Source organism: Kitasatospora mediocidica KCTC 9733 (assembly GCF_000744225.1).
GTDB classification, from domain to species: domain Bacteria; phylum Actinomycetota; class Actinomycetes; order Streptomycetales; family Streptomycetaceae; genus Kitasatospora; species Kitasatospora mediocidica.
The window spans coordinates 2,675,351-2,700,483 of the sequence record NZ_JQLN01000005.1 but is presented as its reverse complement, the minus strand read 5'-3'; the positions used below and the strand labels follow the sequence as shown (position 1 = coordinate 2,700,483).

23 protein-coding genes are annotated in these 25,133 nt (G+C 71.6%); 10 read left to right on the top strand and 13 right to left on the bottom strand.

The genetic code is table 11. From position 1 onward, the window contains the following. Positions 1–12: 12 nt before the first annotated feature. Together BS80_RS26160 and BS80_RS26155 are read right to left on the bottom strand one after the other, a co-directional pair. Positions 13–939, bottom strand: coding sequence for a DNA-3-methyladenine glycosylase family protein (locus BS80_RS26160; RefSeq protein ID WP_035801104.1), 927 nt, complete (start codon positions 937–939; stop codon positions 13–15). Between the two features lie 19 nt (positions 940–958). Further along, positions 959–2,182: a peptidoglycan recognition protein family protein gene (locus BS80_RS26155; RefSeq protein ID WP_035801103.1), complete on the bottom strand. Its 1,224-nt coding sequence runs from the start codon at positions 2,180–2,182 to the stop codon at positions 959–961. A gap of 137 nt (positions 2,183–2,319) precedes the next feature. On the opposite strand from BS80_RS26155, the gene BS80_RS26150 reads away from it, so the two are divergent. Both BS80_RS26150 and BS80_RS38070 read left to right on the top strand, forming a co-directional pair. After that, the gene (locus tag BS80_RS26150; RefSeq protein WP_035801102.1) at positions 2,320–3,096 is read left to right on the top strand and encodes a TIGR03089 family protein; all 777 of its coding nucleotides are present in this window, start codon (positions 2,320–2,322) and stop codon (positions 3,094–3,096) included. Between the two features lie 202 nt (positions 3,097–3,298). After that, positions 3,299–4,537, top strand: a complete 1,239-nt coding sequence (locus BS80_RS38070; protein ID WP_051967079.1) for an LCP family protein — start codon at positions 3,299–3,301, stop codon at positions 4,535–4,537. Positions 4,538–4,551: 14 nt separating this feature from the next. Here the strand turns inward: BS80_RS38070 and BS80_RS26140 are convergent, their stop codons facing one another. Beyond that, positions 4,552–5,148 carry an acyltransferase gene (locus BS80_RS26140; protein WP_035801101.1) on the bottom strand — a complete coding sequence of 199 codons (597 nt, stop codon included), beginning with the start codon at positions 5,146–5,148 and terminating at the stop codon, positions 4,552–4,554. Positions 5,149–5,194: 46 nt separating this feature from the next. Then, positions 5,195–6,220, bottom strand: a complete 1,026-nt coding sequence (locus BS80_RS26135; protein ID WP_083975377.1) for a glycosyltransferase family 2 protein — start codon at positions 6,218–6,220, stop codon at positions 5,195–5,197. Between the two features lie 172 nt (positions 6,221–6,392). Between BS80_RS26135 and BS80_RS26130 the strand changes: the two genes are divergently transcribed. Beyond that, on the top strand, positions 6,393–7,547 hold the full coding sequence (locus BS80_RS26130; RefSeq protein ID WP_083975229.1) for an LCP family protein: 1,155 nt from the start codon (positions 6,393–6,395) through the stop codon (positions 7,545–7,547). Between the two features lie 86 nt (positions 7,548–7,633). Here the strand turns inward: BS80_RS26130 and BS80_RS26125 are convergent, their stop codons facing one another. Beyond that, entirely contained in the window at positions 7,634–10,195 is a 2,562-nt protein-coding gene (locus BS80_RS26125; protein WP_035801100.1) for an ABC transporter permease, read from the bottom strand. Positions 10,196–10,210: 15 nt separating this feature from the next. After that, positions 10,211–10,999 (bottom strand): ABC transporter ATP-binding protein, encoded by a 789-nt coding sequence (locus BS80_RS26120; RefSeq protein ID WP_051967076.1) that lies wholly within the window; start codon positions 10,997–10,999, stop codon positions 10,211–10,213. Positions 11,000–11,318: 319 nt separating this feature from the next. Between BS80_RS26120 and BS80_RS26115 the strand changes: the two genes are divergently transcribed. Then, positions 11,319–12,710: an LCP family protein gene (locus tag BS80_RS26115; protein WP_035801095.1), complete on the top strand. Its 1,392-nt coding sequence runs from the start codon at positions 11,319–11,321 to the stop codon at positions 12,708–12,710. Between the two features lie 231 nt (positions 12,711–12,941). On the opposite strand, the gene BS80_RS43615 is transcribed toward BS80_RS26115, so the two are convergent. Next, on the bottom strand, positions 12,942–13,067 hold the full coding sequence (locus tag BS80_RS43615; protein WP_269676117.1) for a hypothetical protein: 126 nt from the start codon (positions 13,065–13,067) through the stop codon (positions 12,942–12,944). Between the two features lie 305 nt (positions 13,068–13,372). Next, entirely contained in the window at positions 13,373–14,530 is a 1,158-nt protein-coding gene (locus tag BS80_RS26105) for an acyl-CoA dehydrogenase (protein WP_035801092.1), read from the bottom strand. Positions 14,531–14,745: 215 nt separating this feature from the next. On the opposite strand from BS80_RS26105, the gene BS80_RS26100 reads away from it, so the two are divergent. Then, entirely contained in the window at positions 14,746–16,086 is a 1,341-nt protein-coding gene (locus BS80_RS26100; RefSeq protein WP_035801090.1) for a UDP-glucose dehydrogenase family protein, read from the top strand. A 36-nt stretch (positions 16,087–16,122) separates the two neighbouring features. After that, positions 16,123–16,533, top strand: coding sequence for a CoA-binding protein (locus tag BS80_RS26095; RefSeq protein ID WP_035801089.1), 411 nt, complete (start codon positions 16,123–16,125; stop codon positions 16,531–16,533). 3 nt (positions 16,534–16,536) lie between these two features. Here the strand turns inward: BS80_RS26095 and BS80_RS26090 are convergent, their stop codons facing one another. Genes BS80_RS26090 through BS80_RS26080 form a run of 3 tightly spaced genes read right to left on the bottom strand, consistent with a single transcriptional unit; the run spans position 16,537 to position 19,477 of the window. Beyond that, on the bottom strand, positions 16,537–17,727 hold the full coding sequence (locus BS80_RS26090; RefSeq protein ID WP_035801086.1) for a dipeptidase: 1,191 nt from the start codon (positions 17,725–17,727) through the stop codon (positions 16,537–16,539). Between the two features lie 14 nt (positions 17,728–17,741). Beyond that, on the bottom strand, positions 17,742–18,323 hold the full coding sequence (purE, locus tag BS80_RS26085) for a 5-(carboxyamino)imidazole ribonucleotide mutase (RefSeq protein WP_035801083.1): 582 nt from the start codon (positions 18,321–18,323) through the stop codon (positions 17,742–17,744). Next, positions 18,320–19,477 (bottom strand): 5-(carboxyamino)imidazole ribonucleotide synthase, encoded by a 1,158-nt coding sequence (locus BS80_RS26080; protein ID WP_269676116.1) that lies wholly within the window; start codon positions 19,475–19,477, stop codon positions 18,320–18,322. The genes purE and BS80_RS26080 overlap by 4 nt, the downstream gene beginning before the upstream one ends. Before the next feature lie 238 nt (positions 19,478–19,715). On the opposite strand from BS80_RS26080, the gene BS80_RS26075 reads away from it, so the two are divergent. Then, positions 19,716–20,252, top strand: coding sequence for a GtrA family protein (locus BS80_RS26075; RefSeq protein ID WP_051967073.1), 537 nt, complete (start codon positions 19,716–19,718; stop codon positions 20,250–20,252). An 18-nt stretch (positions 20,253–20,270) separates the two neighbouring features. Here the strand turns inward: BS80_RS26075 and BS80_RS26070 are convergent, their stop codons facing one another. After that, positions 20,271–21,515, bottom strand: coding sequence for an ATP-binding protein (locus BS80_RS26070; protein ID WP_035801077.1), 1,245 nt, complete (start codon positions 21,513–21,515; stop codon positions 20,271–20,273). Between the two features lie 301 nt (positions 21,516–21,816). On the opposite strand from BS80_RS26070, the gene BS80_RS26065 reads away from it, so the two are divergent. Both BS80_RS26065 and BS80_RS26060 read left to right on the top strand, forming a co-directional pair. Next, a complete protein-coding gene (locus BS80_RS26065) occupies positions 21,817–22,089 on the top strand; it encodes a type II toxin-antitoxin system Phd/YefM family antitoxin (RefSeq protein ID WP_035801075.1) in 273 nt (90 codons plus the stop codon). Then, positions 22,086–22,343: a Txe/YoeB family addiction module toxin gene (locus tag BS80_RS26060; RefSeq protein WP_035801073.1), complete on the top strand. Its 258-nt coding sequence runs from the start codon at positions 22,086–22,088 to the stop codon at positions 22,341–22,343. Before BS80_RS26065 ends, BS80_RS26060 begins: the two co-directional genes overlap by 4 nt. Positions 22,344–22,414: 71 nt before the next feature. Here BS80_RS26060 and BS80_RS26055 read toward each other — a convergent pair whose 3' ends face one another. Further along, complete coding sequence (locus tag BS80_RS26055; protein ID WP_035801071.1) at positions 22,415–23,089, bottom strand: response regulator transcription factor; 675 nt, start codon at positions 23,087–23,089, stop codon at positions 22,415–22,417. A gap of 495 nt (positions 23,090–23,584) precedes the next feature. Here BS80_RS26055 and BS80_RS26050 point away from each other — a divergent pair, with 495 nt between their 5' ends. Then, a complete protein-coding gene (locus BS80_RS26050; RefSeq protein ID WP_035801069.1) occupies positions 23,585–25,093 on the top strand; it encodes a peptide MFS transporter in 1,509 nt (502 codons plus the stop codon). The last annotated feature ends 40 nt before the right edge of the window (positions 25,094–25,133 follow it).

Sequence of the window (25,133 nt, the reverse complement as noted above, 5' to 3'; positions counted from 1 at the left end):
CCTCAGCCGCGGTCAGCGGCGGCGGTGGTCGTTCGGGGCGAGCCGCGGGCCGTAGCGCGGTGGGTGCTGCCCGGTGAGCCCGATCAGTCGGCAGACCCGGTGCCGGTGACCGGCGTACGGGGCGAGCAGCTCCAGCAGCTGCGCGTCGTCGGAGCGGGGGCGGCCGGCCAGCACCCAGCCGACGATGTTCGGCAGGTGGTAGTCGCCGACCGAGACGGCGTCGGCGTCGCCGTTGCTGCGTTGCAGGGTCTCCGCCGCCGTCCACGCCCCCACCCCGGGGACGGTGGTCAGCCGGGCCGCCGCCTCGGCGCCGGACAGGCCCGAGGCCTGTTCCAGCCGGGGAGCCAGGCGCGCGGCGCGGACGACGGTGGCCGAACGCTTGGGGTCGACCCCCGCCCGGTGCCACGCCCAGGACGGGATCAGGCACCACTCGCGCGCCGACGGGGCGACCCGCATGCCCCGCGCCGGGCCGTCGGCCGGGCCGGGCGCCGGGGTGCCGAACTCGCCCAGCAGCAGCCGCCAGGCGCGGTACGCCTCGTCCGAGGTGACCTTCTGTTCCAGGACGGCGGGCACCAGCGACTCCAGCACCAGGCCCGTACGGCACAGCCGCAGGCCGGGGTGGGTCCGCTGGGCCTCGCGCAGCGGACCGGGCGGGAGCAGCAGGCCCGACGGGTCGTCGGCGTCGCCGAGCAGCAGCGGCAGCCGCTCCAGCAGCCACCCGGCACCCGGGCCCCAGGCCTGCGCCAGCACCTCGCCGTACGCGCCGGCCACCCGCAGCGTGCCGACACCCTCCGGAGTGCGCGAGGCCCGCCAGACGGCCCCGTCGCCCGCCGTGCGGCAGGCCGGGTCACCGGGGCCGCGTTGCAGCGGCGCCAGGGTGCGGTGCAGGTCCAGCGGGCGGCCGGGGAGCCAGCGGCGCTCGGCCGGGACGTCGTTCACCCGTCCAGTCTGTACCGGACTACTGACGGCCCTGGAGGTGGGACGCCTCGGCGCGGAGGTCGGCCAGGTGGCCGTAGAGGTCGTCGCCCGGGCAGTCGGTGGCGAAGGCGTCCCGGTGACCGGAGATCGTGTTGAAGGTGTGGGCCGTCCCCTTCGGGTACCGGCTGCCGTCGCTGGCGGAGACCAGGGTGACGGTGGAACCGGCGTCCTGGCCGGTCAGGCCGAGCTTCCAGGCCGCGATCTCGGCGATGCCGTCGAGCTGCGCCTTGACCGGCTGGTCCGAGTCGAAGGTGCCGAGCGCCGCGACGCCGGACGAGTCGGTGTTGAAGCCGAGCGTATGGGCGCCCAGCACCGGCCGGTCCACTCCACCGGCCCGGCCCTCGTAGATGGTGCCGCACTTGTCGACCAGGAAGTTGTAGCCGATGTCGCGCCAGCCGTTGGACTGTACGTGGTACTGGTAGATGGCCCGGATCAGCTTCGGCGAGTCCGCGCAGGTGTAGTCGTTGCCGGTGTCGGTGTGGTGGACGAAGACCTCCTTGACGGTGCCGGTGTAGACGAAATCCGGCTCGCGGATCGACTCGTCGGCGCCCCAGCCGGCCCGGGTGACGATGCCCGGGCGGGGTGCGCCGTAGTCGGCGGATGGCAGCGCGCGGGCCTGCGGGGCCTGCGGGACGGCGACGGCGGGGCCGTCCGTGCCCGGGTCCACCAGCTCGACGCGCAACCCGGCCGGCAGCGCCCCGGCCGCGCCGGCCCGGACCTCGACGCCGTCGCTGGGCCCGACCCAGAGCGGGGCGGTGGCGCCGCGGGCGCGCGGTCCGGCCTGCTCGGCGGAGCCGGCGTCCGGGCGGTCCTCGTCGTCCGCCGCGAGCGCGCGCCAGTCGCTCCACGCGCCGTGGCCGGACCGGTCTGCGGCGCGGGTGCGGACCTGGACGGAGCCGTCCAGGGTGGCGGCGGGGTCGTCCCAGCTGACGCCGAGCAGGGAGTAGCCGGCGGTCGCGCGCGCGGCGAGGCCGCGGGTGGCGGTGAGCGGGCCGGCGGAGCGGTCGGTCCGGGGGATCGGGGCGAGGGCTTCCAGCGCGAGGCTGGTGGTGCGCGGGGCGCTGGATGCCGCTATTCCGGGATCCGTGCGACGCACCGCGCCGGCCGCGTCCGCGGCTGTGGCGGTCGGGCCGGACCCTGTGGCCTGCAGCAGGAGCGCGGCGGCGCAGCCGGTCCCGATCAAGGAGATAGGAGAAATACGCATAAATCGGATCATCGGCCTCCTGAGACTCGTTCGCCACCCGTCCCGGAGGCGGTTTCTGACGGGTCTTCGACAAGCAGGGAACCGCCAGCGGGCCCCCTCCCATCTCCCCCGGGCGAGGCCCTAGGCTGGGGTGCACCATGAATGCGCCTTTCGCTGCCGACGCCCGCACCCCCGCCGAGCTGCTGCGAGCCGCCCTCGGTGAGGACCCCGCACGCCCCCTGGTCACCTTCTACGACGACGCCACCGGCGAGAGAGTCGAACTCTCCGTCCGAACGTTCGACAACTGGGTCGCCAAGACCTCCAATCTCCTCCAGGACGAGCTGAACGCCGGCCCCGAGGACCGCGCCGCCCTGCTGCTGCCCGCCCACTGGCAGACCGCCGTCTGGCTGGTGGCCTGCTGGTCGGTGGGCGTCACCGCGGCACCCGGCGGCGACCCGGCCGAAGCCGGGCTCGTGGTCAGCGGCCCGGACGGCCTGGAAGCCGCACAGGCCTGCTCCGGCGAACGGGTGGCCCTGGCACTGCGCCCGCTGGGCGGCCGCTTCCCGCAGCGCCCGGACGGCTTCCTCGACTACGCCGCCGAGGTGCCCGGCCAGGGCGACCGGTTCGCACCGTACTCACCGGTCGACCCGGAGTCGCCCGCGCTGGAGACCCTGGTGGACGGGCTGCCGCTGCGCCTGAGCGGCGAGCAGACCGTCCAGCTGGCCCGCGAGGGCGCGGCCCGGATCGGCCTGGAGCGCGGCGGCCGGGTGCTCAGCACCCTGCCGTACGACGACTGGGCCGGCCTGGAGGCCGGCCTCCTCGCCCCGCTCGCCGCCGGCGCCTCGGTGGTGCTCTGCCGCAACTCCGACGCGCTGACGGACGATCAGTGGCGCAGTCGGATCGAGTCCGAGCGTGTGACGCTCCGGATCGGCTGACGACCGACGGGGCCGAGGCCCGGGTGAACGTCTCACCCGGGCCTCAGCCCTGTTTCAAATCTTCTGATCATGTAACAAATTGGCCCGTTCGCAGTCGCCTCACGGTACGTTCGCCCACGTAGCCACGGGGGGCCGCTGCCACAGTCACGTCGCCCCTCGCCCGGGAAGTCCCCGGGAGGCCACGAGAGGCGGTCGACCAGCGGTGACGACGGACGAGCAGCGGATACCGGCGCGACGGTCCCGGCGGCGCTGGCCGAAGATCGTCGCCCTGACGCTGGGCGGTGCGCTGGTGGCGAGTTGCGGAGCCGGCTACCTCTACCTGCGCCACCTGGACCACAACATCCAGCACGCCCCGCTGAGCGCGGGCAACCCCCCGCCGCCGCCCGGCCCCACCGACTCCAGCGGGCACACCGCGATGAACATCCTGATCATCGGCACCGACAGCCGGGCAGGCCTGGGCGGCGCCTACGGCGACCGGGACAACACCGGCATCGGCAACAACGACGTCAACATCCTGCTGCACGTCTCCCCCGACCGGGTCTCCGCCGTCGCGCTCAGCCTGCCCCGCGACACCCTGGTCGACCTGCCGCAGTGCACCGACCCGAAGACGGGCCAGGTCTACCGCGCGCTGAGCCACCGGCCACTCAACGAGGCACTCGACCGGGGCGGCCCGAGCTGCGTCTCGGACACCGTGGAATCGATCACCCACCTGAAGGTCGACCACTTCGCGCTGGTCAACTTCCAGGGCGTCAAGGACCTCACCGACGCGGTGGGCGGCGTGGACGTCAACCTCTGCGGTCCGATCGTCGACCGGGAGTCGCATCTCGACCTCACCGCCGGCCGGCACACCCTGACGGGCGAGCAGGGGCTGGAGTTCGTCCGCACCAGGATGGCGGTCCAGGACGGCAGCTCGCTGGGCCGCTTCACCATGCAGCGGGCCTTCCTGGGCGCGCTGCTGAGGAAGGTCACCAGCGCCGGGACGCTGCTCGACCCGACCACCGCGTTCCCGGTGATCGAGGCCGCCACCAGGTCGATCACCGTGGACGACGGCCTCGCCGGCACCACCAAGCTGGTCGCGCTCGGCACCGAGCTCAAGGGCGTCAAGCCCGCCGACGTCGCCTTCGTCCAGCCGCTGATGCGCTACACGCCGAACGACCCCAACCCGGAGCTGCGGGCCAAGGCGGCCTTCGTGCAGCCGGAGGCGGACCAGCTGTTCGGCCAGATCCTCGCGGACCAGCCGCTCACCGGCGGGAGCGGCCAGGGCGCGGCGGCGCCCACCGCATCGGCGACGGCGACGGCGCAGCAGGGTGTTGTGCAGGCCGCCGACGTCTCGCCGGCCGCCTCCGCCTCCGCAACGCCCGGGACGTCGAGCGGCGTCGCGGTGCACACCGGTGACGAGGGCGGCTGCGTCACGGGCTGGACCGGCTCGCTCGACCAGTGACGCGGTGGGCCGGTTCACGCCGGGGCGAGCAGCCCGTCCGTCTCCTGGTACTCCTCCGCCGTGCGCGGGCATCGCCAACGGCCGTCCCCGACCGGCTCCAGCGGCTCACCGGCCCGCCCGACCCACTTGATCCGGCGGGCCGGCACCCCCGCCACCAGCGCGAAGTCGGGAACGTCCCGGTGCACCACCGCCCCGGCCGCGACCAGCGCCCAGCGGCCCACCGTCACCCCGGCCACCAGCACCGCCCGGCCGCCGATCGAGCAACCCTGGCGAAGCGTCACGCCCTCGGCCCGCCAGTCGCCGCCACGCTTGAGCCTGCCCTCGACGTCCACCGAACGCGGGTAGCGGTCATTGGTCAGCACCACCGCCGGGCCGATGAACACGCCGTCCTCGACCACCGCCGGCTCGTAGACCAGGGCATGGTTCTGCACCTTCACCCGGTCCCCGATCCGCACCCCGGGCCCGATGTACGCCCCCCGCCCGATCACGCACTCGACACCGATCACGGCGTCCTCCCGCACCTGCGCGAGAGGCCAGACCGTGCTCCCGTCCCCGACCCTGGCCCGCGGATCCACATCCGCACCGACCTCCACACGCACCGTATCCACCATGCGGCAGACAGTAGCGCCTGCCCGCCGGCCTCGGCGGGTGGCCGCTCTACTGAGGCTGGCGGGTGCGGGCGGCGGGGAGGGTGCTGTTGATGACCTTGCGGGCCAGCGAGCGGGGGGAGGTCAGGAAGCCCCAGCCCCAGCTCAGGTGCATGGTGGCGAGGGCCAGCGGGAGTTGGACACGGGCCCTGGCGGAGAGGCCGCGGCCCTCGACGACCGAGCCGCCGAGGATGCCGAGCAGGTAGCCGGCGGGCAGGACGAGGAAGGCGGGGTGGACGGCGGCGCCCAGCAGCAGGCCCAGCAGGACGCCGAGCAGGGCGGCCGGCGGGGCGAGATAGCGCAGGTTGACCGAGCCGCGGTGGTAGCGGGTCACCACGCGGCGCCAGCGGCCGTAGTCCTTGTACTGCTTGCCCAGTGCCCGCATGCTCGGGCGCGGCCGGTAGGTGACCCGCAGCTGCGGGGTGAACCAGATCAGGCCGCCGTCCTGGCGGATGCGGTAGTTGAGCTCCCAGTCCTGGGCGCGGATGAACTCCTCGTTGTAGCCGCCCAGCCGGTCCAGCACCTCGCGGCGGAAGACGCCCAGGTAGACGGTGTCCGCCGGGGCGGCCAGGCCGCCGGTGTGGAAGGCCGCGTTGCCGACGCCGATCTTGGAGGTCATGGCGGTGGCGACCGCCTTCTCCCACTCGGTCTCGCCCTCGGCGTGCATGATGCCGCCGACGTTGGCCGCGTCCATCTCGCCGAGCAGCCGCACGGCGGTGGTGATGTAGCCGGGGGTGAGCAGGCCGTGGCCGTCGACCCGGACCACGATCGGGTGCTTGGAAGCACTGATCGCGGCGTTCAGCCCGGCGGGGGTGCGACCGGTGGGGTTCGGCACGGTGCGGACCCTGGGGTCCTCGGCGGCCAGTTCGGCCGCGATGGCGTCGGTCCGGTCGGTCGAGGGACCGAGCGCGATCACCACCTCCATGCCGCCGGCGTACTCCTGTTCCAGGATGTGCCGGACGGCCGTGCGCAGGTGTCGTTCCTCGTTGAGCACCGGCATGATCACGGAGACCGCCGGCAGCTCCTCAGCAGCCATGGTGTTCATCGGGGCAACCGTACCGGTGCCGCGCCGTCCACGTCGCTGCCAGGTCCCGTCCTGGTGGATGTGGATCTCGCTGTTCATCGCGAAGGAACGTTTCGGCAATCCGCCCACCGACCACCGGCGTGTACGGACCGACCCCCGCAACACCGGGCCTACCATCCGAAGAATGCCCGCCCCGCGCTCGGTCCAGCCCCGTACCGCAGCTCCCCGGCGCCGCCGCTGGGGACGCCGGTTGTCGGGGGCGGTCGCCGTCGCGGTGCTGGCGACGGCCGGCGCCGGGTGTTCGGTGCTCGACGGCGTCGGGGAGACGATCGGCCGGGTGGACGCCTTCGGCCCGGGCGCCGACCGGCCGCCGTCGGACGACAGCGGGGAGGACGGCGGCGGGGCGGACCGCGGCGGGAGCACCTTCCTGGTGGTCGGCACCGACGACCGCGAGGGCATCCCGGTCGACCTGCTGAAGAACACCCTGCACGCGGGCGGCGAGTCCTGTCACTGCACGGACGCCATGATGCTGGTCCGGCTCGGCGGGCCGGCCGGGCGGGCCGCCGTGGTCAGCATCCCGCGCGACTCCTACGTTGACATCCCCGCCCATCTGGACCCGGCCACCCACCGGCAGGTCCCGGCCGGGAAGGGCAAGATCAACGCGGCGTACGGGATGGGCGGGGCGCCGCTCACCGTCCGGACCGTCGAGCAGGCCACCGGCCTGCGGATCGACCACTACGTCCAGTTCGACTTCCTCGGCTTCGTCTCCGCCGTGGACGCGCTGGGCGGCGTGCAGGTGTGCAGCAGCAGGCCGCTGCGGGACGACTACTCCGGCCTGCGCCTGCCGGCCGGCACCAGCACGCTGGACGGCCCGGGCGCGCTCGCGTACGTCCGGGCCCGGCATCTGGACGGGACCGCCGACCTGGGACGGATGCGCCGCCAGCAGCGGTTCGTGGCGCAGCTGCTGCGCCGGGCGGCCGACGGCGGACTGCTGCTCGACCCGGCGCGGCTGGCCGCGGTGACGGGCAGCGTGCTGCGGTCGGTCAAGGCGGACCGGGCCTTCTCGGCGCAGGACCTGCTGGCACTGGCCACCCGGCTGCGGGCGTCCGTGGCGGGCGGCACCGACTTCGCCACCGTGCCGCTGGCCGACGTCGATCACGAGGTCGCGGGCTGGGGGTCGACGGTGCTCTGGGACGGGCCGGCGGCGAAGGCGCTCTTCGCGACCGTGCGGGCCGGGCGGCCGATCGCCGCACCGGCGCCGAAACCCGCTCCCCCGCCGCCGCAGGCCTCGCCGTCGTCGTTCGCGCCCGTGCCAGACGCTGCGGCCGTCTGCCCGTGAGTGCCGGGCGCAACGCCCGCACGCCGGTGGTCCCCGACGAACGGGGGCCACCGGCGTGCGGTGTCGCGGTGTGCGACGCGAACCGGTCAGTCCGTGGCGATGGCCGCCAGGACGTTCATCCGGCCCGCCCGGAAGGCCGGCAGCAGCGCGGCCCCCAGCCCGACCAGCGCGGAGAGCAACAGGATCACCACGATGGTGCCGACCGGCACGGTCAGCGTGTCCAGACCCTGGGTGGCCAGCACCTTCTGCGAGCTGATCCCCCAAGCCAGCCCGAGGCCGGTGCCGAGCAGCGCGCCGAAGAGCGCGATCACCACCGACTCCAGCCGGATCATCCGGCGCAGCTGACGGCGCGACAGGCCGATCGCCCGCAGCAGGCCGATCTCCCGGGTCCGCTCCACCACGGACAGCGCCAGCGTGTTGACCACACCGAGCACCGCGACCGCGATGGCGAGGCCCAGCAGGCCGTAGACCATGTAGAGCAGCTGGTCGACCTGGCTCTGGATGATCTGCTTGTAGCCGGCCTGGTCCTTGACCGAGAGCTGCGGGTACGCGGTGAGCGCGTCCTGCAGCGAGGAGAGGCTCTTCTCGACGTCCGCGCCGGGCGCGGCCTTGCCGAGCAGCAGCACCGGCAGCGGCTGGTCGGCCGCCGGCACGGCCTCGGTCACCGTGGCGATGCTGGTGTTGAAGGAGTGGTCGGAGAGCGAGTTGCCCTCGGTGGTGATCAGCGCCACCGGCACGCTCTGGGTGCGGCCCTTGCCGTAGTCGATCGCCAGCTTGTCGCCGATCGACAGGTTGTGGTCCTTGGCGAAGGTCTGGTCGACCGAGATACCGCCGCTGAAGGCCGCCTGCGGGGAGCCGGCGGTGACCGGCAGGTGCAGGTCGTCGACGAAGGTCGGCGAGGAGGCATCCACCTGGGTCTCGGTGGTCTTGCCGTCCGGCGTGGTGATGTTCGCCGGGAGGATCTTCTGCTCGGTGATGTGCGCCAGGCCGCTAGCGCCACTCGCCGCCTGCACGATGGCAGGGCTCATGCCGCCGGTGCGCGAGGTGACGATGTAGTCCGCGCCGACCGACTTGTCGATCTGGGCGGTGGCCGAGCTGACCATCGAGGAGGTGACCACCGAGGCGCCGGTGACGAGCGACAGGCCGATCATGAGCGCGGCCGCCGTGGCGCCCGTGCGGCGCGGGTTGCGCATCGCGTTGCGCTGGGCGAGCTTGCCGGACGGGCCGAACAGGGCCGGCAGCAGCGCGCCGAGCACCCGGATCACCCCGGTGGAGAGCAGCGGGCCGAGCACCACGAACCCGACCAGGGTCAGCAGCACGCCCAGGCCCAGGTACGAGCCGCCGGTGGCGGCCTTCTTCGCGGTGGCGGCCAGCACCAGCAGCCCGCCACCGCCGGCGGTCAGCACCAGGCCGAGGATCGCGCGGATCGTGTTGGCCCGGGCCTCGCTCGGCGTGCCGTGGTCGCGCAGCGCGGCCATCGGCGAGATCTTCCCGGCCCGGCGGGCCGGGATCCAGGCGGCCAGCACGGTGATCACGATGCCGATGGCGTAGGCCGCCACCGGGACGGTCCAGCCGATCTGCAGGGCGCCCTGGAGGTTCATCCCGAGCGACTTCATCAGGGCGATCAGGATCTCGGCCAGGCCGAGGCCGGCCAGCAGGCCGAGCGTGGAGCCGAGCACACCCAGCGCCAGCGCCTCGATCAGCACCGACTGGTTGACCTGCCGCCGGCTGCTGCCGATGGCGCGCATCAGCCCGATCTCCCGGGTGCGCTGGGCGACCAGCATGGAGAAGGTGTTGATGATCAGGAAGCCACCGACCAGCAGCGAGATGCCGGCGAAGCCGAGCATCGCGTACTTCATGAAGTCCAGGAAGCCGAGGTTCTTGGAGCCGTCGGACTTCTGCTCGGCGGCGGTCTTCACGTCGAAGCCGCCGCCGACCGCGCTCGCGATCTCGGCCTTCAGCTGGTCGTTGCTGCGGCTGCCGTCGCCGTAGGTCTCGATCGAGGTGAAGTCGGCGCTGCCGAGCAGGTCACGCTGGGCGGTCGGCACGTCGGTGAAGGCCATCGCCGCGCCGGGGTTGGTGGTGGTGAAGGTGGCGATGCCGGAGACGGTGAAGTCGTAGCTGCCGATCGTGGTGATCACCCGCAGCGGGCTGCCCAGGCCGAGCTTGGCCTTCTTGGCGGTGTCCGCGTCGAGCATGATCTGCGAGGAGTCCCGCGGAGCCTGTCCCGAGGTGATCGTGAGCGGGTTGCCCGGGGTCGGCGTCCAGGCGCCGACCAGGGTCGGTGCGCCGGACGTCGGACCGACCGACTTGTTGGTCGCCGGGTTGACCAGGGTGGCGTTCTCCACCATGACCTCGCCGGTGGCCGACTTCACGCCGGGCTGGGCCGCGACCTCGGCGACCTGGCCGGCCGGGATGACCGGGGTCTTTCCGCCCTGGTCCTGGCCGGCGGAGAGCTTGTCGGTCTTCGGCTGCACCGCGACGTCGGAGGCGGTGGAGGCGAAGAGCTTGTCGAAGGTGGCGGTCGCGGTGTTGGAGAAGACCAGGGTGCCGGAGACGAAGGCGACCGAGAGCACCACCGCGATCAGGGAGAGCACCATCCGGCCCTTGTGGGCGAGGAAGCTCCGCAGTGACAGCTTGAGCAGCATGAGTGGGCCCCCGGCTCAGCTGGTGCGCTTGCCGTCGAAACGGCGCATGCGTTCGAGGACGGAGTCGGCGGTCGGGGCGTGCATCTCGTCGACGATCACGCCGTCGGCGAGGAAGAGCACGCGGTCCGCGTAACCGGCCGCGACCGGGTCGTGGGTGACCATGACGATGGTCTGCGCGAGCTCGTCCACCGAGCGGCGCAGGAAGGTCAGCACCTCGGAGCCGGAGCGCGAGTCCAGGTTTCCGGTCGGCTCGTCACCGAAGATGATCTCCGGGCGGGCCGCCAGCGCCCGGGCGACCGCGACACGCTGCTGCTGGCCGCCGGAGAGCTGGGTGGGGCGGTGCTTGAGCCGGTCGGCCAGACCGACGGTCTCCACCACCTGCTCCAGCCAGGCCTGGTCGGCCTTGCGGCCCGCTATGTCCATCGGCAGCGTGATGTTCTCCAGCGCGTTGAGCGTGGGGAGCAGGTTGAAGGACTGGAAGATGAAGCCGATCTTGTCCCGGCGCAGCTTGGTCAGCTGCTTGTCCTTGAGACCGGTGATCTCGGTGTCGCCGATCCAGATCCGGCCCTCGGTGACGGTGTCCAGCCCGGCCAGGCAGTGCATCAGGGTGGACTTACCGGAGCCCGACGGGCCCATGATCGCGGTGAAGCGGCCGCGCTGGATGTCGACGTCGACCGCGTCGAGCGCCGTGACGCGGGTCTCGCCCGAGCCGTACGCCTTGGTCACCAGCCGTGCGGAGGCGGCGTTGGCGGACGGTCCGCCGGGGTTCTCTGATGTCTGCACGGCTGCGGTAGCAGTCGTCACTGGGCGCTCCTAGGTCTGTGGTCCCCCGCCCCCACCCCCGTGTCACACCAGGTTGAGCGGATGCCTCCAACCTAGGCCGTGCAGGTCAGGCGGTCGTCATCCGCCGGGAGGAACCAGGACGGGGGTGGAGGTACGGGTCCGCGACGGCGTCCCCTAGGGGTCCCGGACCGGCGGCTCAGGGTCCTCCCGTAAGAGCCCGTGCGCCGGGGCGGTGACCATGCGCCGGAACCATCGCATCCCTGCATCAACTCTGCTACAAGCGCCCTGGTGAGCGGCTCGGGACGACTCGGGAGGCCTTGGATCGGGCATCCTCTGGGACATGAACACGTGGCAGGAGGGCCGCCCGAGCGGCGGTGGCAGTGGGTACGGCGGCCCCGACGGCGGCCCGGCCGGCCAGTTCGGTCCGGCGGGTCAGGTCGGCCCGGCGGGTCAGGTCGGTCCGGCCGGTCAGTTCGGTCCGGCCGGTCAGGTCGGCCGCCAGGGCAACGGCGCCGAGCCGGCGCTGCCGCCGTCGCTCAACCCGCGCGGCCCGGGGGCACCGGCGGCGCCGGGCGTGCCCCGCCCGGCCGGACCTCGGCCCGGCGGGTACGCGAACCCCGCCGGGAACCCGTACGCGAACCCGGCGGCCGCACCGGGCGGCCCCGGCGCGCCGCGCGGGCCGCAGGACCCGCAGGGACCGCGCGGACCCCGCCCACCGGCCGGCGGTGGGTCCCGCTCGCGCTGGCCGCGTCGGCGCAAGATCAAGGTGACCGTGCTGGCGCTGGTCACCGCCGTGCTGGTGACCGCCGTCGGGACCTACTTCTGGGCCGACTCCAAGCTGAACCAGCAGAACGTCCTCGCCGGCTACGACGGCCGCCCGGCCGCCGGCAAGGGCACCAACTGGCTGATCGTCGGCTCGGACAGCCGGGACGGCCTGAGCGACACCCAGAAGATCGACATGCACACGGGTACCGACACCGGCAAGCGCAGCGACTCGATGATGATCCTGCACATCGGCTCGGCCGGGAACACCCTGATGAGCATCCCGCGCGACTCCTGGGTGCCGATCCCCGCGCACCTGGACACCTCGGGCAGCGGCAAGACCATCCCGGCCACCACGTCCAAGATCAACTCGGCCTTCAACAACGGCGGCGGCAGCCTGCTGGTGCGCACCGTGGAGACCAACACCGGCCTCCACATCGACCACTACGCCGAGGTCGGCTTCGCCGGGTTCGCCGGCATCGTGGACGCGGTCGGCGGCGTCCACATGTGTATCGACCAGGCCATCCAGGACCAGGACTCCGGCCTCAACCTGAAGGCCGGCTGCCAGACCCTGAACGGCACCCAGTCACTCGCCTTCGTCCGCCAGCGCCACCAGATGGCCGACCAGGACCTGGGCCGGATGAAGAACCAGCAGAAGTTCCTCTCCGCCCTCGCCCACCAGGCGGCGACGCCGGGCACCCTGCTCGACCCGTTCACCCTCTACCCGCTGATCAGCTCCGGCCTCGGCACGCTGATCGTCGACGACAACACCGGACTGACCGACCTCGCCTCGCTCTTCGACGCGATGAAGGGGGTCAGCGGCGGCAGCGGAAAGAGCATCACCATCCCGATCGGCAACGCCAACTACCACACCTCCACCGGGGAGTCGGCGGTCAAGTGGGACCCGGTGAAGTCGAAGCAGGTCTTCGACGCGATCAAGAACGACACCACGGTCCCCGAGTTCTCCTAAGACCGACCGGCAAATGGTGGGTGGAGGAAGAAGGGGGTCTCCCCGGCCGAAGGCTGGGGGAGGGTCGAGGGCCGAGTCTGGGCGGTGCCGACGAGGGAGCAGCAGCGGAGCTGCGGTGACTGAGGAGAAGCCGTCAGGGGGCACCTCCCGGCCGAAGGCTGGGGGAGAGAGCCATCGGGCCGCGACGCCGCCCACCATTTGCCGGTCGATCTAAGACCGACCGGCCGAGGCTCACTCGCCGGGCGGCCGCACCGGCGGACGGCCCGGGGGCGGCGGCTGGGCGGGGCCGGGCGGCGGTGCGGGTTTGCCGCCCGGCAGGTCCGTCGGTGGCTGGCTGGGCGGCAGTTGCGGACTCACGATGTGCGGCTCCTCGTCTCCTGCGGCCGGCGGCGGCGATGCGGGGGGCGGCGGCGGCCGGTTGCCCTTGCGAGGCCCACGGGTGCCGCGCCGGCCGCCGGGGTACGACGGCCCGGACGCTCCTGGCGGTGGTGTGTGGCTCATCGCTCGTGCTCCTCGTGCTCCCGGCAGACGCGTCCCCCTCCATCGTCGCCCGAAGCCCCCTCCCCGGGAGCCGACTTCACACACCTCGGCCCGAACACACGAAACGGCCCCCACCTCGCGGTTGCGAAGTGGGGGCCGCGCGCTGTGCGACTCGCCCGCCGTTACGGCAGGTTGCGGGCCATCACGATGCGCTGGACCTGGTTGGTGCCCTCGTAGATCTGGGTGATCTTCGCGTCGCGCATCATGCGCTCCAGCGGGTAGTCACGGGTGTAGCCGTAGCCGCCGAGGAGCTGGACGGCGTCGGTGGTGACCTCCATCGCGACGTCCGAGGCGAAGCACTTGGCGGCGGCACCGAAGAACGTCAGGTCGCTGTCGGTGCGCTGCGACTTGGCGGCGGCGGCGTAGGTCAGCTGGCGGGCGGCCTCGAGCTTCATCGCCATGTCGGCGAGCATGAACTGGATGCCCTGGAAGTCGCCGATCGGCTTGCCGAACTGCTTGCGCTCCTTGACGTAGCCGGCGGCGTAGTCGAGCGCGCCCTGGGCGATGCCGATGGCCTGCGCGGCGATGGTGACGCGGGTGTGGTCCAGGGTCTTCATCGCGGTGGCGAAGCCGGTGCCCTCCTCGCCGATCATGCGGTCGGCGGGGATCCGGACGTTGTCCAGGTAGACCTCGCGGGTCGGCGAGCCCTTGATGCCGAGCTTCTTCTCCGGCGCGCCGAAGGAGACGCCCTCGTCGCCCTTCTCGACCACGAAGGCCGAGATGCCCTTGGAGCGCTTCTCGGGGTCGGTGACCGCCATGACGGTGTAGAACTCCGAGACGCCCGCGTTGGTGATCCAGCGCTTGACGCCGTTGAGCACCCAGAAGTCACCGTCACGCACCGCGCGGGTCTTCATCCCGGCGGCGTCCGAACCGGCGTCCGGCTCGGAGAGGCAGTACGAGAACATGCCCTCGCCACGGGCCAGCGCGCCCAGGTACTTCTGCTTCAGCTCCTCGGAACCGGAGAGCTGGACCGGGAGCGAGCCGAGCTTGTTGACGGCCGGGATGAGCGAGGAGGACGCGCAGACCCGGGAGATCTCCTCGATCACGATCACGGTGGCCAGCGCGTCGGCGCCGGCGCCGCCGTACTCCTCCGGGACGTGCACCGCGTGCAGGTCGTTGGCCTGCAGGGCGTCCAGCGCCTCCTGCGGGAAACGGCTGTGCTCGTCGACGTCCGCCGCGAAGGGGGCGATCTTGGCCTCGGCGAGCGAGCGCACCGCCTCCCGGAGCATGTCGTGCTCCTCCGAGAGACGGAAGAGGTCGAAGTCCGAACTGCTCGCCATGGCCGATTGCCCCTTTAGGTCAACACCGTTAACTACCGTTAAGTAGATCCTAATTCTAGGCCCGTACCCTGCCTAGAGCGGGGTGACATGCACGACATGCGACGCATGCTGTCGGGCCAATACTCTTCGTATCTTCATCCTGACTGATTGCCGCACGGTCGAAACCAGCGGATACCATCAGTCCCTGACTCGTCCTACCCTCAAAGGGGAAGTCCGTGGCCCTGCGCATCTCGGTGATCGGTACCGGCTATCTCGGCGCCACTCACGCCGCCTGCCTCGCGGAGTTGGGCTTCGAGGTGCTGGGGATGGACATCGACCCCGAGAAGCTCGCCGCGCTGGCCGCAGGCCGGGTGCCGATGTACGAGCCCGGGCTCTCCGAACTGCTGCTCAAGCACGTCGCCGGGCACGAGGGTTCGACCGGCCGACTGCGCTTCACGGACTCCACGCAGGAGGTCGCCGAGTTCGCCGACGTCCACTTCATCTGCACCAACACCCCGCAGAAGAAGGGGGAGTTCGCCGCCGACATGAGCTATGTCGACCTGGCGGTGGACTCGCTGGCCCCGCACCTGACCCGCCCCGCCCTGGTGGTCGGCAAGTCCACCGTGCCGGTGGGCAGCGCGAGCCGGCTGCTGGACCGGCTGCGCTCGCTGGCGCCGGCCGGCGACGCCGTCGAACTGGCCTGGAACCCGGAGTTCCTGCGCGAGGGCTACGCCGTCGGCGACACCCTGCACCCCGACCGGCTGGTGGTCGGCGTGCGCCCGGGCGGCCGGGCCGAGGAGCTGCTGCGCGAGGTCTACGCGACGCTGCTGGACGAGGGCGTACCGATGGTGGTCACCGACTTCGCCACCGCCGAGCTGGTCAAGGCCGCCGCCAACTCCTTCCTCGCCACCAAGATCTCCTTCATCAACGCGATGGCCGAGGTCTGCGAAAGCGCGGGCGCGGACGTCACCCAGCTGAGCAAGGCGCTCTCCTACGACGAGCGGATCGGCGGCCGCTTCCTGCAGGCCGGACTCGGCTTCGGCGGCGGCTGCCTGCCCAAGGACATCCGGGCCTTCATGGCGCGGGCCGGCGAGCTGGGCGCGGACCAGGCGCTGACCTTCCTGCGCGAGGTGGACTCGATCAACATGCGGCGCCGCAGCCGGATGGTCGAGCTGGCCCGCGAGCAGTGCGGCGGGGGCTTCCTGGGCCGCCGGGTGGCCGTGCTCGGCGCCGCCTTCAAGCCGAACTCCGACGACATCCGCGACTCGCCCGCGCTGAACGTGGCCGCGCAGATCCAGCTGCAGGGCGCGCAGGTGACCGTCTACGACCCCAAGGCGATGGACAACGCCCGCAAGATGTTCCCCAGCCTCTCCTACGCGGCCACCCCGCTGGAGGCCGTCGAGGGCGCCCACGTGGTGCTGCACCTGACGGAGTGGCAGGAGTTCCGCGAGCTGGACCCGTCCGAGGTCGGCGCCCTGGTCGCCGAGCGGCGGCTGCTGGACGGCCGCAACGTGCTGGACGCCGACGCCTGGCGCGCGGCGGGCTGGACCTACCGTGCGATGGGCCGCCCGAGCTGACGGAATGACCGTCCGGCGGGCGCGGTTGAAGCCGTTATGACGAACTTCCGCGACCAGGCGACCGCACGCGAGATCCTGACCTCCTCCGGGGACACCTGGGCCGTGGTCGGGCTCTCCAACAACACCCGGCGCGCCGCGTACGGCGTCGCCCAGGTGCTGCAGCACTTCGGCAAGCGGGTTGTGCCGGTGCACCCGAAGGCCGAGACGGTGCTCGGCGAGCAGGGCTACCCGACGCTGGCCGACATCCCGTTCCCGGTCGACGTGGTGGACGTCTTCGTCAACTCCGCGCTGGCCGGCGAGGTCGCCGACCAGGCGGTGGCGGCCGGCGCCGGGGCGGTCTGGTTCCAGCTCGACGTGATCGACGAGGCGGCGTACCAGCGCACCACGGCGGCCGGCCTGCGGATGGTCATGGACCGCTGCCCGGCGATCGAGATCCCGCAGCTCTGAGGGTCAGCCGTCCAGCTGGGCCAGGGTGGCGATCGAGGGGCGGCGGACGGCCTGGAGCTCGCGCGCCGCGTCCTCGGCGGCGCGCAGCACCCGGACGGCGTTGTGCCAGGTGAGCTTCGCCAGGTCGGCCTGCGACCAGTTGCGGCCGAGCAGTTCGGCCAGCAGGTTGGGGTAGCCGGAGACGTCGTCCAGGCCGTCCGGAACGAAGGCCGTGCCGTCGTAGTCGCCGCCGATGCCCAGATGGTCGATGCCGGCCACCTCGCGCATGTGGTCCAGGTGGTCGGCGACGGTGGCGGCGGTCGCCACCGGGCGCGGGTGGTCGGCCTCGAAGGCGTGCAGCACCTTCATCGCGTCCGGGGTGTGCGCGAGCGCGTGGAACCCGTGCGCCTCCAGGTGGGCCCCCGCCCGCTCACCCCACTCGATCGCGCCGGGCAGCACGAAGTGCGGCACGAAGGTGGCCATCGCCACGCCACCGTTGGCGGGCAGCAACGCCAGCACCTCGTCCGGGATGTTGCGCGGGTGGTCGCAGACCGCTCGGGACGACGAGTGCGAGAAGATCACCGGCGCCTCGCTGACCCGCAGCGCGTCGCGCATGGTGTCGGCCGAGACGTGCGAGAGGTCGACCAGCATGCCGAGCCGGTTCATCTCCCGGACGACCTCCACGCCGAACGCGGTGAGCCCGCCGGCGGTCGGCTTGTCGGTGGCCGAGTCCGCCCACGGCACGTTGTCGTTGTGGGTGAGCGTCATGTAGCGCACGCCCAGCTGGTGCAGCGCCCGCAGGGTGGCCAGCGAGGAGTTGATGCTGTGTCCGCCCTCGGCGCCCATCAGCGAGGCGATCCGGCCGGCCGCCCGGGCGGCCTCCATGTCGTCGGCGGTCAGCGCCAGCCGCAGCCGCTCGGGGAACCTGTCGACCAGCGCGCGGACGAAGTCGATCTGCTCCAGCGTCGCGCTGACCGCCTGGTCGCCGGCGAAGTCGGAGCGTACGTACACCGACCAGAACTGCGCACCGACCCCGCCGGCGCGGAGCCGTTCGAGGTCGGTGTGCAGGCGGTCGCTCTGGTCCACGGCCAGGTCGACGGCGTCCAGGTCGTAGCCGGCCTGGGAGCGCATCGCCCAGGGGAGGTCGTTGTGACCGTCCACCACGGGGGCGTCGACGAGCAGGGCGCGGGCACGGGCTAGCAGTTGAGGGTCCATAACCCCCGATTCTGCTAGTTGCCGAAGCCGAAGGCGCTGGAACCCGCCACCTTGGCACGCAGCTTCTTGCCCTTGTCGGTGGCCTGGGTGTTCAACTCGGCCTGGAAGTCGACCATCCGCTCGGTGAGTTCGGGGTCGAAGGCGGCGAGCATCCGGACCGCCAGCAGGCCCGCGTTCCGGGCTCCGGCGATGGAGACGGTGGCCACCGGCACGCCGGCCGGCATCTGCACGATCGACAGCAGGCTGTCCATGCCGTCCAGGTAGCGCAGCGGCACCGGGACGCCGATCACCGGCAGCGGAGTCACCGAGGCCAGCATGCCCGGCAGGTGGGCCGCGCCGCCCGCGCCGGCGATGACGGCCTTGAGGCCGCGCTTGTGCGCGTTCTCGCCGTAGGTGATCATCTCGCGCGGCATCCGGTGCGCGGAGAGGACGTCGACCTCGTAGCGGATCTCGAACTCGTCCAGCGCCTGAGCGGCGGCCTCCATCACCGGCCAGTCGGAGTCGGAGCCCATGACGATGCCGACGAGGGGGGCGGAAGAGGTGTGCGCGCCAGCGCCCGCATAGGGGTGGTGGCCGGGCGGCGGGTGGGCGGTCATTCGGTGATGGTTCCTCTCAGGTAGGCGGCCGCGTGGCGGGCGCGCTCGCGCACGTCGTCGAGGTCGTCCCCGAAGACGGTGACGTGGCCCACCTTGCGGCCGGGCTTGACGTCCTTGCCGTACATGTGGATCCGCAGGCCGGGGTCGCGGGCCATGCAGTGCAGGAAGGCGTGGTACATGTCCGGGTAGTCGCCGCCCAGGACGTTGACCATCACGGTCCACCGGGCACGCGGGCGGGGGTCCCCGAGCGGGAGGTCGAGCACGGCGCGCAGGTGGTTCTCGAACTGCGAGGTGACCGCACCGTCGATCGACCAGTGGCCGGAGTTGTGCGGACGCATGGCGAGCTCGTTGACCAGGATCCGGCCGTCGCGGGTCTGGAACAGCTCGACGGCCAGGTGGCCGGTGATGTCCAGCTCCCCGGCGATCCGCAGCGCGAGCGCCTGGGCCTCGCCGGCCAGCTCGGGGTCGAGGTCGGGGGCGGGGGCGGTGACCTCGGCGCAGACGCCGTTCTCCTGCAGGCTCTCCACCACCGGGTAGGCGACCGCCTGGCCGCTGGGCGAGCGGACCACGTTGGCCGCCAGCTCGCGGACGTAGTCGACCTTCTCCTCGGCCAGCACCCCGACGCCGGCCAGGAACGGCGCGTGCGCCTGCTCCTCGTCGTCGACGACCCAGACGCCCTTGCCGTCGTAGCCGCCGCGCACGGTCTTCAGCACCACCGGATAGCCGGTGCCCTCGTCGGCGAAGCGCGTCACGTCGGCCGGGTCGGCGACCAGGCGGTGGCGCGGGCAGGGGACGCCGATGGCGTCCAGGGTGGCCCGCATCACGCCCTTGTCCTGCGCGTTCACCAGCGCGTCCGGGCCGGGCCGCACGGCGATGCCGTCGGCCTGCAGCGCCCGCAGGTGCTCGGTGGGGACGTGCTCGTGGTCGAAGGTGACCACGTCGCAGTCGGCCGCGAAGCGGCGCAGGGTCTCGAGGTCCCGGTAGTCGCCGAGCACCACGTCGGAGACCACCTGTGCGGCGGAGTCCTGCGGGGTGTCGGCGAGGAGCTTGAACCTCACGCCGAGCGGGATGCCGGCCTGGTGTGCCATGCGCGCCAGCTGTCCGCCGCCGACCATGCCCACCACTGGAAATTTTGCGCTGCCCGGGAAAGTCACGCTGCCAGGATATCCGGGCCGGTCGGGGGCGGTGCACCGGCGGCCGGGGGCGGTCGGCGGACGGACGGGGGCCGCCCGCGCGCGGGGATCCCTCACAAAGTGCCGGTAGCCTGGATGGCCGGACCCCGCCAGGCACTGTTTGCGATCCTGTGCCACACCGGGGGGCTCGTGTCGCGCGGCCCAGGGCCGCGCGGGCATCGTAATCCTCGCGTTGAGCAGGCACAGGAGACTTCTGCGGATGACCACCACCAGCACTGAGACAAGTCCCTCCCTGCTGCAGCGCCTGCGCGGCGTCTCCGGCGAGGTGGTCAAGTTCGGGATAGTCGGGCTGGTCGGCATCTTCGTCAACTTCGGCGTCTCCAACCTCGCGATCCACGCCACCGGCTGGGCACCCGTGCGCTGCTCGGTGATCGGCACCGTGGTGGCGATCGTCGTCAACTACCTCGGCTACCGCTACTGGGTCTACCGCGACAGCGACGCGGCCTCGCGCCGCCGCGAGATCACGCTCTTCCTCATCTTCAGCGGCATCGGCATGCTGATCGAGAACGGCACGCTCTGGTTCTCCACCTACACGCTGGGCCTGCAGGGCGCGCTCGCGTACAACGTCGCCAAGGCGTTCGGCACCGGGCTGGGCACGCTGTTCCGTTTCTTCTCCTACCGCACCTGGGTCTTCAAGGCGCTGCCGGAGCTGGCCGAGCCGGAGGCGGACGTCAAGGTCGTCGCGCAGGCCGAGCGGATCCTGGCCACCGAGGAGTCGGCGCACTACGTGAAGTAGTGCCCCATGAGGTAGCTCCTACCGGGTGGTGACCCTGCCCAGGAAAAGAGCGAAGACCGGCGGCTGGAGCGCGAGCAGCTCCAGCCGTCCACCGTCCGCCTCGGCGAGGTCGCGGGCCACCGCCAGGCCGATGCCGGTGGAGTTGCGGCCGCTGACCGTCCGCTCGAAGACCCGGTTGCCGAGCTCGGCCGGCACCCCCGCGCCCTCGTCCTGCACCTCGATCACCACCGAGCTGCCCGACGCCCGCACCCGCAGCGTGACCGTTCCCGCGCCGTGCATCAGGGTGTTCTCGATCAGGGTCGCCAGCACCTGGGAGACCGTTCCCGGGGTCCCCAGCGCGGTGATGCCGCCCAGCCCCTCGATCACCAGCCGCCGTCCGCTGCCGCGCAGCGACGGACCCCACTCCTCGCGCTGCTGCTTGATCACCTCGTCCAGCTCGAATCCGCCGGCGGTCGGGCCGTGCGTATCGCGCTGGTTGGTGAGCAGCCGCTGCACCACGTCCGTGAGCCGCTCGACCTGCTGGAGCGCGATGGTGGCCTCCTCGCGGACGGTGTCCGGCTCCTGGGCCAGCGCGGTGATCTCCTCCAGTCGCATGGAGAGCGCGGTGAGCGGGGTGCGCAACTGGTGCGAGGCGTCGGCGGCCAGCCTGCGCTCGGCGGTGAGCATCCGGCCGATCCGCTCGGCGCTGGCGTCCAGCACCTCGGCGATCCGGTCCAGCTCGGGCACGCCGTAGCGCCGGTCGCGCGGGCGCGGGTCGCCGGAGCCCAGGCGCTCGGCGGTCTCGGCGAGGTCGGTCAGCGGACGGGCCAGCCGCTTGGCCTGCCAGACCGCCAGGGCCACCGCCGCCTGAACCGCGAGCAGCGCCACCGCGCCGAGCAGCACCAGCATGCTGCCGATGTCGTGCTCCACGGTGGCGCGGGACTGCTGGACCGTCACCGTCTCGCCGCTGGCGCCGCTCTCGGTGGCCGTCAACGGGTGACTGCCGCTGGGCCGGTCGCCGATCACGATCGGCTGCATGCCGGGGATCTGGATCTGGGCGTAGTAGCCGTCGGTGACCTGGCTGCCGATCCGGTCCCCGGTGACCGGCTCACCCGCCGCGAGCCGGCTCTCGACCAGGCCGAGCACCCGGAACGCCGTCGCATCCACCCGCTCCCGCGCGGTGTTGACGATGGCCTGCTTCTCGACCAGGGCCAGCGGCACGCAGAAGACCACCACGACCACCAGGACCACACCCAGCAGCGAGTTGATCATCCTGCGCTTCACGGCACGGTCCTGCGATCAGTTCTTCTCGAAGTGACAGACGGTCACACCGACCTGCACCGACCGGCCCGAAAGGGGGCGAGATGATGCAGAACGGACAGCGCGGCGACCCGGGGCGACCCGGGGTGTCCCGTGCGGATGTGCCCTCATCTGTGCCCTCACTCCCTCTGGCAGGTGTGCACGTCAGCGTACCCGCCTGCGACCGACCGTCGAAGACATCAAAAACCGTACATGACTGGTACCGTAAACTTGTACCGGATTGGTACAGTCTACAAGGAATCGAAGCAGGATATGGAGAGCAGCCATGGCCATAAGCGCCAGTGACGCGAGGACGCGCCTCTTTCCGCTGATCCAGCAGGTGAACGACGACCACGCTCCCGTGCGGATCACCTCGAAGGCTGGCGACGCGGTCCTCATGTCGGCCGACGACTACGACTCGTGGCAGGAGACCATCCACCTGCTGCGGTCGCCCGCCAACGCCAGGCGGCTCATGGAAGCCGTCGCCAGGGACAAGGCATCCAGCCCGGCGATCAGCAAGACCATGGAGGAACTGGAAGCCCTGGCCGGTGAGGTGTGAGGAGTGTCCACTTCGACCCGGACGGCTGGGAGGACTTCCTCTTCTGGCTCGGGTCGAACCGGAAGATGGCGCAGCGGATCACCCGCCTGGTCGGCGAGATCCAGCGTGACCCCTTCAACGGGATCGGCAAGCCGGAGCCCCTCAAGGGCGACCTGGCCGGCTACTGGTCCCGGCGGATCGACGACGAGCATCGGCTGGTGTACCGGGCCGACGAGAAGGAAGTCAAGATCCTCAAGGCCCGCTACCACTACTGACCACTGCAGAGGCCCCCTGCTGCGCCGGCAGGTCACCGGGGGCACTCCACTGGCGGGAAATACCTGCTCCGTCAGTTCTTCTCGAAGCGGAAGCCGACGCCGCGGACGGTGGCGATGTAGCGCGGGTTGGTCGCGTCGTCGCCGAGCTTCTTGCGCAGCCAGGAGATGTGCATGTCGAGCGTCTTGGTCGACGTCCACCAGGTGGTGTCCCAGACCTGACGCATGATGTCCTCGCGGGTGACCACCCGGCCGGCGTCCCGGACCAGCACCCGCAGCAGCTCGAACTCCTTGGCGGAGAGCGTCAGCTCCTCCTCGCCGACCCAGGCGCGGTGCGACTCGATGTCGATCCGCACGCCGTGCGCGCCGGTGGAGAGCGAGTCGACGTTGCCGCGCCGCAGCAGGGCCCGGACCCGGGCCAGCAGCTCGGCCAGCCGGAACGGCTTGGTCACGTAGTCGTCCGCGCCGGCGTCCAGGCCGACCACGGTGTCCACCTCGTCGGCTCGCGCGGTGAGCACCAGTACGGGGCAGCTCTTGCCGTCGGCCCGCAGGCGGCGGCAGACCTCCAGGCCGTCCATCCGCGGCAGGCCGAGGTCCAGGACGACCAGGTCGACCTCTTCCTCCAGGCCGGCCTCCAGGGCTGACGGGCCATCCTCGCGGACGAGCACCTCATAGCCCTCGCGCCGGAGCGCGCGGGCCAGTGGTTCCGAGATTGCGGGGTCGTCCTCGGCGAGCAGCACACAGGTCATGGGGCGATGGTAGTCCGCTGGGACGCCGCTGATCGTCGCTCTGGATCAACTGGCGTCGCGGCGGCCCCGCGGGCTGCGCCGGGGGCCGGGACCGGCGGGTCCTTGTGACCCCCACAGGGCCGTTCGGCCGCTGTGAACTACTTCACACCGGGTAACCGGACGCGGCCGTCCAGGTCCGGACCAGATCTGCGGGCTCACACCCCGCCAGGCCGAAGATCCCCCAGTTGGACCATGGCTTCGAAGGACTTACTGCTGGATTACCATCGATTATCGCGATCCTCGCGCGTAGAACTTTACGGGCCCGTTACCGTTTTGGTGTTCTTTATGCGCTGATGTCACTGAAAAAGCGGACGTACAGTGGTCGCGTCCCCGTGTCGTGCGCTGCGGATGACCCCTGCCCCCAGAAGTACGCAGGAGCCCCGCAGTGTTCGGACGCCCGCCTCCACCCCCCTTGGCGGCGCGTCCCAGTCAGACTCAGGCAAGGAACCACTACTGATGGCGTCAACCACCACCCTGGACGCCGGCACCACGCCGGCTCCGCCTGGCGGCAAGACCTTCTTCGGGCACCCCCGAGGACTCGCCACGCTCTTCATGACCGAGATGTGGGAGCGCTTCAGCTTCTACGGCATGCGCGCGCTCCTGGTCATCTACCTGGTCGCGTCGACCCACGACGGCGGGCTGGGCTACAAGGCCGCCGTCGGCGCCGCGATCGTCAGCGTCTACAACGCGATGGTCTACCTCTTCGCGCTGCCCGGCGGATGGATCGCCGACCGCTTCTGGGGTCCGCGCAAGACGGTGGCCGTCGGCGGTGTGATCATCATGATCGGCCACTTCCTGCTGGCCGTGCCCGCCACCGTGTCGTTCTTCGTCGGCCTGGTCTTCATCGCGGTGGGCTCCGGCCTGCTCAAGGCCAACATCTCGACGATGGTCGGCCACCTCTACGACGGGCCGAACGACCCGCGTCGCGACGGCGGCTTCACCGTCTTCTACATGGGCATCAACCTCGGTGCCTTCGCCGCCCCGCTGGTGATCGGCACGGTCGGCCAGAAGGTCGACTGGCACCTCGGCTTCGCGCTGGCCGGCGTCGGCATGGCGCTGGGCCTGGCCCAGTACTTCCTCGGCACCCGCCACCTCGCCGCCCAGAGCAGCGTGGCCACCTCGCCGATCACGCCCGCCGAGAAGACGGCCGTGCTCCGCAAGGTCGCGCTCTGGCTGGGCATTGCGGTCGTCTTCTACGGCGCGGTCCTGGCGTCCGGGAGCTTCGGCATCAGCTGGGTGATCTGGCCGCTGTCCGTCGCGGGCATCGCGATCCCGGCGCTGTACTTCGCCCGGATGAAGAAGGACAAGGACCTCGACGCGGACGAGCAGTCCAAGATGAGCGGCTTCATCTGGTTCTTCATCGCCGCCGCGGTGTTCTGGATGATCTACGACCAGTCCAGCTCCACGCTGAGCATCTTCGCCACCGACAGCACCTCGTCGACGCTGCTCGGGTTCAACTTCCCGTCCAGCTGGTTCCAGTCGCTCAACCCGCTCTACATCATGGCGCTGGCCCCGGTCTTCGCCTGGCTGTGGGTCTGGCTGGCGCGGCGCATGAAGAACCCCAGCACCACCATGAAGTTCGCCATCGGTCTGCTGATGATCGGTGCCTCGTTCCTGGTGATGATGCTGGCGATGGCCGCCGCCTCCGGTGGCGTCAAGGTCTCGCCGCTCTGGCTGGCCATGGTCTACCTGGTGCAGACGGTCGGCGAGCTGGCGCTGTCCCCGGTCGGCCTGTCGGTCACCACCAAGCTGGCACCGGCGAAGTACGCGAGCCAGATGATGGGTGTCTGGTTCCTGGCCGTCACGGCCGGCGACTGCGTCGCGGCCGTCATGCAGCTGCTCGTCGGTGACGCCACCGGCAGCACCTGGTACTTCGCCGCCGAGGGCGTCGCGGCGATCGTGGCCGGTTTCGCGCTGGTGATGTACCGCAAGAACGTCATCAAGCTCATGGGCAACGTGCACTGACGCACGGCTACGGCGCTGCCCCGGTACGGATCTCCGTACC